Origin of the sequence: Streptococcus parapneumoniae (assembly GCF_037076355.1) — a bacterium.
GTDB lineage: Bacteria > Bacillota > Bacilli > Lactobacillales > Streptococcaceae > Streptococcus > Streptococcus parapneumoniae.
On record NZ_AP026968.1, the window covers coordinates 21,387 to 32,500 of the forward strand.

Below are 11,114 nucleotides of genomic sequence, written 5' to 3' on the forward strand. Positions count from 1 at the left end.
TAAGTATGAGATTAGACAAATATTTAAAAGTATCACGAATTATCAAGCGTCGTACAGTCGCAAAGGAAGTAGCAGATAAAGGCAGAATTAAGGTTAATGGAATCTTGGCCAAAAGTTCAACGGATTTGAAAGTTAATGACCAAGTTGAAATTCGTTTTGGAAACAAGTTGCTACTTGTAAAAGTACTAGAGATGAAAGATAGTACAAAAAAAGAAGATGCAGCAGGCATGTATGAAATTATCAGTGAAACACGGGTAGAAGAAAATGTCTAAAAATATTGTACAATTGAATAATTCTTTTATTCAAAATGAATATCAACGTCGTCGCTACCTGATGAAAGAACGACAAAAACGGAATCGTTTTATGGGGTGGGTATTGATTTTGATTATGCTATTATTTATCTTGCCAACTTTTAATTTAGCGCAGAGTTATCAGCAATTACTTCAAAGACGTCAGCAATTAGCAGACTTGCAAACTCAGTATCAAACTTTGAGTGATGAAAAGGATAAGGAGACAGCATTTGCTACCAAGTTGAAAGATGAGGATTATGCTGCCAAATATACACGAGCGAAGTACTATTATTCTAAGTCGAGGGAAATAGTTTATACGATTCCTGACTTGCTTCAAAGGTGATAAAATGGAAAATTTACTAGACGTAATTGAGCAATTTTTGAGTTTATCAGATGAAAAGCTAGAAGAGTTGGCTGATAAAAATCAATTATTGCGTTTACAAGAAGAAAAGGAAAGGAAGAATGCGTAAATTCTTAATTATTTTGTTGCTACCAAGTTTTTTGACCATTTCAAAAGTCGTTAGCACAGAAAAAGAAGTCGTCTATACTTCGAAAGAAATTTATTACCTTTCACAATCTGACTTTGGTATTTATTTTAGAGAAAAGCTAAGTTCTCCCATGGTTTATGGAGAAGTTCCTGTTTATGCGAATGAAGATTTAGTAGTGGAATCTGGAAAATTGACTCCCAAAACAAGTTTTCAAATAACTGAGTGGCGCTTAAATAAACAAGGAATTCCAGTATTTAAGTTATCCAACCATCAATTTATTGCTGCAGAAAAACGATTTTTATATGATCAATCAGAGGTAACTCCAACAATAAAAAAAGTATGGTTAGAATCTGATTTTAAACTGTACAATAGTCCTTATGACTTAAAAGAAGTGAAATCATCCTTATCAGCTTATTCGCAAGTATCAATCGACAAGACCATGTTTGTAGAAGGAAGAGAATTTCTACATATTGATCAGGCTGGATGGGTAGCTAAAGAATCAACTTCTGAAGAAGATAATCGGATGAGTAAAGTTCAAGAAATGTTATCTGAAAAATATCAGAAGGATTCATTTTCTATTTATGTTAAGCAACTGACTACTGGAAAAGAAGCTGGTATCAATCAAGATGAAAAGATGTATGCAGCTAGTGTTTTGAAACTCCCTTATCTCTATTATGCGCAAGAAAAAATAAATGAGGGTCTTTATCAGTTAGATATGACTGTAAAATACGTATCTGCAGTCAATGATTTTCCAGGTTCTTATAAACCAGAGGGAAGTGGTAGTCTTCCTAAAAAAGAGGATAATAAAGAGTATTCTCTAAAAGATTTAATTACGAAAGTATCAAAAGAATCGGATAATGTAGCTCATAATATATTAGGATATTATATTTCAAACCAATCTGATGCTACATTCAAATCCAAGATGTCTGCTATTATGGGAGATGATTGGGATTCAAAAGAAAAATTGATTTCTTCCAAGATGGCTGGGAAGGTTATGGAAACCATTTATAATCAAAATGGATTTGTATTGGAATCTTTGACTAAAACAGATTTTGATAATGAGCGAATTGCCAAAGGTGTTTCTGTGAAGGTAGCTCATAAAATTGGGGATGCGGACGAATTTAAGCATGATACGGGTGTTGTCTACGCAGATTCTCCATTTATTCTTTCTATTTTCACTAAGAATTCTGATTATGATACGATTTCTCAGATAGCCAAGGATGTTTATGAGGTTCTAAAATGAGGGAACAAGATTTTTTAAATCATTTTCTCAAGAAGGGATATTTCAAAAAGCATACTAAGGTGGTGCTAGCTCTTTCTGGTGGGTTAGATTCTATGTTTCTATTTAAGGTATTATCTACTTATCAAAAAGAGTTAGAAATTGAACTGATTTTAGCACATGTGAATCATAAGCAGAGAGTAGAATCAGATTGGGAAGAACAGGAATTAAGGAAGTTGGCTGCTGAAGCAGAGCTTCCTATTTATATCAGCAATTTTTCAGGAGAATTTTCAGAAGCGCGTGCTCGACATTTTCGTTATGATTTTTTTCAAGAGGTTATGAAAAAGACAGGTGCGACAGCTTTAGTTACTGCCCACCATGCTGATGATCAGGTGGAAACGATTTTGATGCGTTTGATTCGAGGCACTCGTTTGCGCTATCTATCAGGAATTAAGGAGAAGCAAGTAGTAGGAGAGATAGAAATTATTCGTCCCTTCTTGCATTTTCAGAAAAAAGACTTTCCATCAATTTTTCACTTTGAAGATATATCAAATAAGAAAAATCATTATTTTCGCAATCGTATTCGAAACGCTTACTTACCAGATTTAGAAAAAGAAAATCCTCGATTTAGAGATGCAATCTTAAGTATCGGAAATGAAATTTTAGATTATGACTTAGCTATAACTGAATTATCTAACAATATTGATGTGGAAAATTTACAGCAGTTATTTTCTTATTCTGAGTCAACACAAAGAGTTTTACTTCAAACTTATCTGAATCGTTTTCCAGATTTGAATCTTACAAAAGCTCAGTTTGAAGAAGTTAGACAGATTTTAAAAACTAAAAGCCAGTATCGTCATCCGCTTAAAAATGGTTATGAATTGATAAAAAAGTATCAACAGTTTCAGATTTGTAAAATCAGTCCGCAGGCTGATGAAAAGGAAGATGAACTTGTGTTACACTATCAAAATCAGGTATCTTATCAAGGATACACATTTTCCTTTGGAATTCCTTTAGAAGGTGAATCAATTCAACAAATACCTGTTTCACGGGAAACATCCATACACATTCGTCATCGAAAAACAGGAGATGTTTTAATTCAAAATGGGCATAGAAAAAAACTCAGACGTCTATTTATTGATTTGAAAATCCCTATGGAAAAGCGGAAATCTGCTCTGATTATTGAGCAATTTGGTGAAATTGTCTCAATTTTGGGAATTGCGACCAGTAATTTGAGTAAAAACACGAAAAATGATATAATGAACACTGTACTTTATATAGAAAAAATAGATAGGTAAAAAAATGTTAGAAAACGATATTAAAAAAATCCTCGTTTCACACGATGAAATTACAGAAGCTGCTAAAAAACTAGGTGCTCAATTAACCAAGGACTATGCAGGAAAAAATCCGATTTTAATTGGGATTTTAAAAGGATCTATTCCTTTTATGGCTGAATTGGTCAAACATATTGATACACATATTGAAATGGACTTCATGATGGTTTCTAGCTACCATGGTGGAACAGCAAGTAGTGGTGTCATCAATATCAAGCAAGATGTAACTCAAGATATTAAAGGAAGACATGTTCTATTTGTAGAGGACATCATTGATACAGGTCAAACTTTGAAGAATTTGCGAGATATGTTTATTGCAAGAGAAGCAGCTTCTGTTAAGATTGCAACCTTGTTGGATAAACCAGAAGGACGTGTTGTAGAAATTGAGGCAGACTATACCTGCTTTACTATCCCAAATGAGTTTGTAGTAGGTTATGGTTTAGACTACAAAGAAAATTATCGTAATCTTCCTTATGTTGGAGTATTGAAAGAAGAAGTGTATTCAAATTAGAAAGAACAATTTTTAATGAAAAAACAAAATAATGGTTTAATTAAAAATCCATTTCTATGGTTATTACTTATTTTTTTCCTAGTTACAGCTTACCAGTATTTTAGTACAGGTAGTGTTGCAGGGAAAAGTGAGCAAATTAATTATACAGAATTGGTAAAAGAAATTACCGATGACAATGTAAAAGAATTAACCTACCAACCAAATGGCAGTGTTATCGAAGTTTCGGGTGTCTATAAAAATCCTAAAACAAGTAAAGAAGAAACAGGTATTCAGTTTTTCACGCCATCTGTTACTAAGGTAGAGAAATTTACCAGCACTATTCTTCCTGCAGATACTACCGTATCAGAATTGCAAAAACTTGCTACTGACCATAAAGCAGAAGTAACTGTTAAGCATGAAAGTTCAAGTGGTATGTGGATTAATCTACTCGTATCCATTGTGCCATTTGGAATTCTATTCTTCTTCCTATTCTCTATGATGGGAAATATGGGGGGAGGCAATGGTCGTAACCCAATGAGTTTTGGACGTAGTAAGGCTAAAGCTGCAAATAAAGAAGATATTAAAGTAAGATTTTCAGATGTTGCTGGAGCTGAGGAAGAAAAACAAGAACTAGTTGAAGTTGTTGAATTCTTAAAAGATCCAAAAAGATTTACAAAACTTGGAGCCCGTATTCCAGCAGGGGTCCTTCTGGAGGGACCTCCGGGAACAGGTAAGACTTTGCTTGCTAAAGCAGTCGCCGGAGAAGCAGGTGTTCCATTCTTTAGTATCTCAGGTTCTGACTTTGTAGAAATGTTTGTCGGAGTTGGAGCTAGTCGTGTTCGTTCTCTTTTTGAAGATGCCAAAAAAGCAGCACCAGCTATTATTTTTATCGATGAAATTGATGCTGTCGGACGTCAACGTGGAGTCGGTCTCGGCGGAGGTAATGACGAACGTGAACAAACCTTGAACCAACTCTTGATTGAGATGGATGGTTTTGAGGGAAATGAAGGGATTATCGTCATCGCTGCTACAAACCGTTCAGATGTACTTGACCCTGCCCTTCTGCGTCCAGGACGTTTTGATAGAAAAGTATTGGTTGGCCGTCCTGATGTTAAGGGGCGCGAAGCAATCTTGAAAGTTCATGCTAAGAACAAGCCTTTAGCAGAAGATGTAGATTTGAAATTAGTTGCTCAACAAACTCCAGGTTTTGTTGGTGCTGATTTAGAGAATGTCTTGAATGAAGCGGCTTTAGTTGCTGCTCGTCGCAATAAATCGATAATTGATGCCTCAGATATTGATGAAGCAGAAGATAGAGTTATTGCTGGACCTTCTAAGAAAGATAAGACAGTTTCACAAAAAGAACGAGAATTGGTTGCCTACCATGAGGCAGGACATACCATTGTTGGTCTAGTCTTGTCGAATGCTCGCGTTGTCCATAAGGTTACAATTGTACCACGCGGCCGTGCAGGCGGATACATGATTGCACTTCCTAAAGAGGATCAAATGCTTCTATCCAAAGAAGATATGAAAGAGCAATTGGCTGGCTTAATGGGTGGACGTGTAGCTGAAGAAATTATCTTTAATGTCCAAACGACAGGAGCTTCAAACGACTTTGAACAGGCGACACAAATGGCGCGTGCAATGGTTACAGAGTACGGTATGAGTGAAAAACTTGGCCCAGTACAATATGAAGGAAATCATGCCATGTTTGGTGCACAAAGCCCTCAAAAATCAATTTCAGAACAAACAGCTTATGAAATTGACGAAGAAGTTCGTTCATTATTAAATGAAGCACGAAATAAAGCTGCTGAAATCATCCAATCAAATCGTGAAACTCACAAGTTGATTGCAGAAGCATTATTGAAATACGAAACATTGGATAGTACACAAATTAAATCTCTCTATGAAACAGGAAAGATGCCTGAGACAGTAGAAGAGGAATCTCATGCGCTATCCTATGATGAAGTAAAGTCAAAAATGAATGATGAAAAATAACCCTGAGAGAGGTAAGACCTCTCTTTTTTGTGCAGTTGAGGAGATAAAGAGAACAGAATGGATGAAATGTGCCAAAAGTATTTCTGAATCTGTTAGACTGTACACAGAAAGGGGAAGACTATGCTTAAAGAATTGTATGAAGAAGTCCAGGGGAGTGTGTACAAGTGTAGAAATGAATATTACTTGCATTTATGGGAATTGTCGGATTGGGACCAAGAAGGCATGCTCTGCTTACATGAATTGATTAGTAGAGAAGAAGAATTGGTAGAAGATATCCCTCGTTTAAGGAAATATTTCAAAACTAAGTTTCGAAATCGAATTTTAGACTATATCCGTAAGCAAGAAAGCCACAAACGAAGATATAATAAAGAACCATATGAAGAAGTGGGTGAGATCAGTCATCGTATAAGTGAGGGCGGTCTGTGGCTAGATGATTATTATCTCTTTCATGAAACATTAAAAAATTATAGAAGCAAAGAAAGTAAAGAGAAACAAGAAGAGCTAGAACGCATTTTAAGAAATGAACGATTCCGAGGGCGTCAAAGAGTGTTAAGAGACTTACGTATTGTGTTTAAAGAGTTTGACATCCGTAGCCATTAGGAATTCATGAAAAAAGGGTAAATTCCCAAACTAACTTCCACCGCTAATACAAGTGGAACTTAGTCTAATAAAAATTGTAAAAACCAGTGGAAATCCGTGTCAGAGTAAGTTCCACTGGTTTTACTAATGCCTGATTTCATCGCTTTTATAGCTGAAAGAAATAGAAAAAAGAGCGCACAAAATCCCCTCATCTGAAAGCGTTTCAGATTAAGTTCTGCTATGGTGGAAGTTAGTGTGAGACGTTTGAATGCGGTTAAAGGTTAGTTTTTAGAACTTATGTTGGAGTAATTTAGACGACTGACAGACGTCTTCTGCTTCGATGTCATCAACCCTGGCAAACTCTCCACCATTATCTGTCAGGATGACAGGGAAGAGTTGGAAGAAATCTTTGTCCGCTTGGTGAAGAGTGTTCTTGATGTCATAGAGGTGTTTGGTAACCTCAAGGGTAGTTTTATTATCCAGAAGTCTAGCGAAGATAAAGTTACAGAAAGACAGGTTGAAGGTGAGTAGGACTTTACCTCCCATCCTGCCCATAACGGTGTCCATTTCCAGCCAAGAGTTCAGTTGCTTAAGAGCCAAATAATTTTGGAAATCCTCATAGGAACGGCCTTTTTTAGCTTCTTTAGGGATGGAAGGTAGCTTACTTTTCCGTCTTTCTTTGAATTTAACGGCTCTGGCTAGGTCAATAGGAGCGATAGATAGGTATCCTTTTCGGATGTGTCGATAGACAGTTGAGGAGCTAACATCAAGGTTGTGAGTTTTGAGGATATGATAGATGTGTTGTCCCTTTTTAACCCCATCAGAAATGACTTTGTCCATTTCCCAGAAGGTCTTAGAATTGAGGGGAGTTCCTTCACGAGATTCAACAAGAGTTTGTTCGTATTGTTTTTGAGCTTGTTTAGCGAGGTAGAAGATCTTTTTATAGCCACAATTCTGTCTTCTTTTAGGGCAGCCATTACAGACAAAGGGAGCTTTGTCGAGTAGAGGGCAAGTGAGATTGTCGCATGTAGACTCTCGGATTTGTCTGTTTCGCTTGACTTCTTTAGAAACAGTAGTTGGGTCTTTTAGAATGGATTGCGCGATAGCTTTGAAGGTTTCACTGCGCTCTAAGCCTAATTGGATATCATTACGGTCTGAAAGGGTAAGATGTTTATGTTTTGTCATAGTGGACCTCATTTTTAACTCAAACGTCTCATACTTAATTCCACCATAAAAATCCGTTTTAGACTAATTTCCACTTTAGTCAGGTAAGTGGAAGTTACTTTGAGAAGTTACCCATGTAAAAAAAATTAAAAAAATTGGAAAAAGTAGTTGACAAAAAACAAAAAGGCTGTATAATAGTAAGAGTTGAAAACAACAACTCTGGTCCGTTGGTCAAGGGGTTAAGACACCGCCTTTTCACGGCGGTAACACGGGTTCGAATCCCGTACGGACTATGGTATGTTGCGGTTGGAACACTTGATGAAAAAAAGTTTCAAAAAAACTTAAAAAAGTTTCAAAAAAGTGTTGACAAGCGAAAGCGACTGTGATATACTAATATAGTTGTCACTTGAGAGAGGCGAGTGACAAAGACCTTTGAAAACTGAACAAGACGAACCAATGTGCAGGGCACTACAACTAAGGTTGTAGTACTGAACAATGAAAAAAACAATAAATCTGTCAGTGACAGAAATGAGTGAGAACTCAAACTTTTTAATGAGAGTTTGATCCTGGCTCAGGACGAACGCTGGCGGCGTGCCTAATACATGCAAGTAGAACGCTGAAGGAGGAGCTTGCTTCTCTGGATGAGTTGCGAACGGGTGAGTAACGCGTAGGTAACCTGCCTGGTAGCGGGGGATAACTATTGGAAACGATAGCTAATACCGCATAAGAGTAGATGTTGCATGACATTTGCTTAAAAGGTGCAAATGCATCACTACCAGATGGACCTGCGTTGTATTAGCTAGTTGGTGGGGTAACGGCTCACCAAGGCGACGATACATAGCCGACCTGAGAGGGTGATCGGCCACACTGGGACTGAGACACGGCCCAGACTCCTACGGGAGGCAGCAGTAGGGAATCTTCGGCAATGGACGGAAGTCTGACCGAGCAACGCCGCGTGAGTGAAGAAGGTTTTCGGATCGTAAAGCTCTGTTGTAAGAGAAGAACGAGTGTGAGAGTGGAAAGTTCACACTGTGACGGTATCTTACCAGAAAGGGACGGCTAACTACGTGCCAGCAGCCGCGGTAATACGTAGGTCCCGAGCGTTGTCCGGATTTATTGGGCGTAAAGCGAGCGCAGGCGGTTAGATAAGTCTGAAGTTAAAGGCTGTGGCTTAACCATAGTACGCTTTGGAAACTGTTTAACTTGAGTGCAAGAGGGGAGAGTGGAATTCCATGTGTAGCGGTGAAATGCGTAGATATATGGAGGAACACCGGTGGCGAAAGCGGCTCTCTGGCTTGTAACTGACGCTGAGGCTCGAAAGCGTGGGGAGCAAACAGGATTAGATACCCTGGTAGTCCACGCCGTAAACGATGAGTGCTAGGTGTTAGACCCTTTCCGGGGTTTAGTGCCGTAGCTAACGCATTAAGCACTCCGCCTGGGGAGTACGACCGCAAGGTTGAAACTCAAAGGAATTGACGGGGGCCCGCACAAGCGGTGGAGCATGTGGTTTAATTCGAAGCAACGCGAAGAACCTTACCAGGTCTTGACATCCCTCTGACCGCTCTAGAGATAGAGCTTTCCTTCGGGACAGAGGTGACAGGTGGTGCATGGTTGTCGTCAGCTCGTGTCGTGAGATGTTGGGTTAAGTCCCGCAACGAGCGCAACCCCTATTGTTAGTTGCCATCATTCAGTTGGGCACTCTAGCGAGACTGCCGGTAATAAACCGGAGGAAGGTGGGGATGACGTCAAATCATCATGCCCCTTATGACCTGGGCTACACACGTGCTACAATGGCTGGTACAACGAGTCGCAAGCCGGTGACGGCAAGCTAATCTCTTAAAGCCAGTCTCAGTTCGGATTGTAGGCTGCAACTCGCCTACATGAAGTCGGAATCGCTAGTAATCGCGGATCAGCACGCCGCGGTGAATACGTTCCCGGGCCTTGTACACACCGCCCGTCACACCACGAGAGTTTGTAACACCCGAAGTCGGTGAGGTAACCGTAAGGAGCCAGCCGCCTAAGGTGGGATAGATGATTGGGGTGAAGTCGTAACAAGGTAGCCGTATCGGAAGGTGCGGCTGGATCACCTCCTTTCTAAGGATAAGGAACTGCGCATTGGTCTTGTTTAGTCTTGAGAGGTCTTGTGGGGCCTTAGCTCAGCTGGGAGAGCGCCTGCTTTGCACGCAGGAGGTCAGCGGTTCGATCCCGCTAGGCTCCATTGGTGAGAGATCACCAAGTAATGCACATTGAAAATTGAATATCTATATCAAATAGTAACAAGAAAATAAACCGAAAACGCTGTAGTATTAATAAGAGTTTATGACTGAAAGGTCAGAAAATAAGGTTAAGTTAATAAGGGCGCACGGTGGATGCCTTGGCACTAGGAGCCGAAGAAGGACGTGACAAACGACGATATGCCTTGGGTAGCTGTAAGTAAGCGATGATCCAGGGATTTCCGAATGGGGGAACCCAACAGGTACTACCTGTTACCCGCATCTGTTAAGGATGTGAGGAGGAAGACGCAGTGAACTGAAACATCTAAGTAGCTGCAGGAAGAGAAAGCAAAAGCGATTGCCTTAGTAGCGGCGAGCGAAACGGCAGGAGGGCAAACCGAAGAGTTTACTCTTCGGGGTTGTAGGACTGCAATGTGGACTCAAAGATTATAGAAGAATGATTTGGGAAGATCAGCCAAAGAGAGTAATAGCCTCGTATTTAAAATAGTCTTTGTACCTAGCAGTATCCTGAGTACGGCGGGACACGTGAAATCCCGTCGGAATCTGGGAGGACCATCTCCCAACCCTAAATACTCCCTAGTGACCGATAGTGAACCAGTACCGTGAGGGAAAGGTGAAAAGCACCCCGGGAGGGGAGTGAAATAGAACCTGAAACCGTGTGCCTACAACAAGTTCGAGCCCGTTAATGGGTGAGAGCGTGCCTTTTGTAGAATGAACCGGCGAGTTACGTTATGATGCGAGGTTAAGTTGAAGAGACGGAGCCGTAGGGAAACCGAGTCTGAATAGGGCGAATTAGTATCATGACGTAGACCCGAAACCATGTGACCTACCCATGAGCAGGTTGAAGGTGCGGTAAGACGCACTGGAGGACCGAACCAGGGCACGTTGAAAAGTGCTTGGATGACTTGTGGGTAGCGGAGAAATTCCAAACGAACTTGGAGATAGCTGGTTCTCTCCGAAATAGCTTTAGGGCTAGCGTCGACATAAAGATTCTTGGAGGTAGAGCACTGTTTGGGTGAGGGGTCCATCCCGGATTACCAATCTCAGATAAACTCCGAATGCCAATGAATTATGGTCGGCAGTCAGACTGCGAGTGCTAAGATCCGTAGTCGAAAGGGAAACAGCCCAGACCACCAGCTAAGGTCCCAAAATAATTGTTAAGTGGAAAAGGATGTGGGGTTGCACAGACAACTAGGATGTTAGCTTAGAAGCAGCTATTCATTCAAAGAGTGCGTAATAGCTCACTAGTCGAGTGACCCTGCGCCGAAAATGTACCGGGGCTAAAACAATTTACCGAAGCTGTGGATACCTTTATAGGTAT

At 40.0% G+C, this 11,114-nt stretch carries 8 protein-coding genes, 2 tRNA genes, 2 rRNA genes and 1 pseudogene (1 of these 13 only partly in view); 12 read left to right on the plus strand and 1 reads right to left on the minus strand.

The genetic code is table 11. The features are described 5' to 3' along the window. The first annotated feature begins 5 nt into the window (after window positions 1-5). The 8 genes from SP4011_RS00130 to SP4011_RS00165 all read left to right on the plus strand — a co-directional run bounded on the left by SP4011_RS00130 (window position 6) and on the right by SP4011_RS00165 (window position 6,416). The gene (locus SP4011_RS00130) at window positions 6-272 is read left to right on the plus strand and encodes an RNA-binding S4 domain-containing protein (RefSeq protein WP_001234978.1); all 267 of its coding nucleotides are present in this window, start codon (window positions 6-8) and stop codon (window positions 270-272) included. Continuing rightward, window positions 265-633: a septum formation initiator family protein gene (locus tag SP4011_RS00135; protein ID WP_000041912.1), complete on the plus strand. Its 369-nt coding sequence runs from the start codon at window positions 265-267 to the stop codon at window positions 631-633. The genes SP4011_RS00130 and SP4011_RS00135 overlap by 8 nt, the downstream gene beginning before the upstream one ends. A gap of 4 nt (window positions 634-637) precedes the next feature. Beyond that, a complete protein-coding gene (locus SP4011_RS00140; protein WP_000429334.1) occupies window positions 638-760 on the plus strand; it encodes an SP_0009 family protein in 123 nt (40 codons plus the stop codon). After that, window positions 753-2,021, plus strand: a complete 1,269-nt coding sequence (locus SP4011_RS00145; protein WP_338619406.1) for a serine hydrolase — start codon at window positions 753-755, stop codon at window positions 2,019-2,021. The genes SP4011_RS00140 and SP4011_RS00145 overlap by 8 nt, the downstream gene beginning before the upstream one ends. Further along, window positions 2,018-3,295 (plus strand): tRNA lysidine(34) synthetase TilS, encoded by a 1,278-nt coding sequence (gene tilS, locus SP4011_RS00150; protein ID WP_338619408.1) that lies wholly within the window; start codon window positions 2,018-2,020, stop codon window positions 3,293-3,295. The genes SP4011_RS00145 and tilS overlap by 4 nt, the downstream gene beginning before the upstream one ends. A gap of 4 nt (window positions 3,296-3,299) precedes the next feature. Beyond that, window positions 3,300-3,842 (plus strand): hypoxanthine phosphoribosyltransferase, encoded by a 543-nt coding sequence (gene hpt, locus SP4011_RS00155; RefSeq protein ID WP_176139259.1) that lies wholly within the window; start codon window positions 3,300-3,302, stop codon window positions 3,840-3,842. Between the two features lie 15 nt (window positions 3,843-3,857). After that, window positions 3,858-5,816, plus strand: coding sequence for an ATP-dependent zinc metalloprotease FtsH (gene ftsH / locus SP4011_RS00160; RefSeq protein ID WP_338619410.1), 1,959 nt, complete (start codon window positions 3,858-3,860; stop codon window positions 5,814-5,816). A gap of 120 nt (window positions 5,817-5,936) precedes the next feature. After that, window positions 5,937-6,416 carry a sigma-70 family RNA polymerase sigma factor gene (locus SP4011_RS00165; protein WP_338619411.1) on the plus strand — a complete coding sequence of 160 codons (480 nt, stop codon included), beginning with the start codon at window positions 5,937-5,939 and terminating at the stop codon, window positions 6,414-6,416. Window positions 6,417-6,701: 285 nt separating this feature from the next. Here the strand turns inward: SP4011_RS00165 and SP4011_RS00170 are convergent. Beyond that, window positions 6,702-7,580, minus strand: a pseudogene (locus SP4011_RS00170) (transposase); the annotation flags it as partial. Between the two features lie 200 nt (window positions 7,581-7,780). Between SP4011_RS00170 and SP4011_RS00175 the strand changes: the two are divergent. The 4 genes from SP4011_RS00175 to SP4011_RS00190 all read left to right on the plus strand — a co-directional run. Then, a tRNA-Glu gene (locus tag SP4011_RS00175) sits at window positions 7,781-7,852 on the plus strand. Between the two features lie 255 nt (window positions 7,853-8,107). Continuing rightward, window positions 8,108-9,653: ribosomal RNA gene (locus tag SP4011_RS00180) — 16S ribosomal RNA — on the plus strand. A 51-nt stretch (window positions 9,654-9,704) separates the two neighbouring features. Beyond that, window positions 9,705-9,777 (plus strand) — tRNA-Ala (locus SP4011_RS00185). Window positions 9,778-9,901: 124 nt separating this feature from the next. After that, window positions 9,902-11,114: ribosomal RNA gene (locus tag SP4011_RS00190) — 23S ribosomal RNA — on the plus strand (it continues 1,688 nt past the right edge of the window). Together the 16S and 23S rRNA genes with 2 tRNA genes alongside form the textbook arrangement of a ribosomal RNA operon.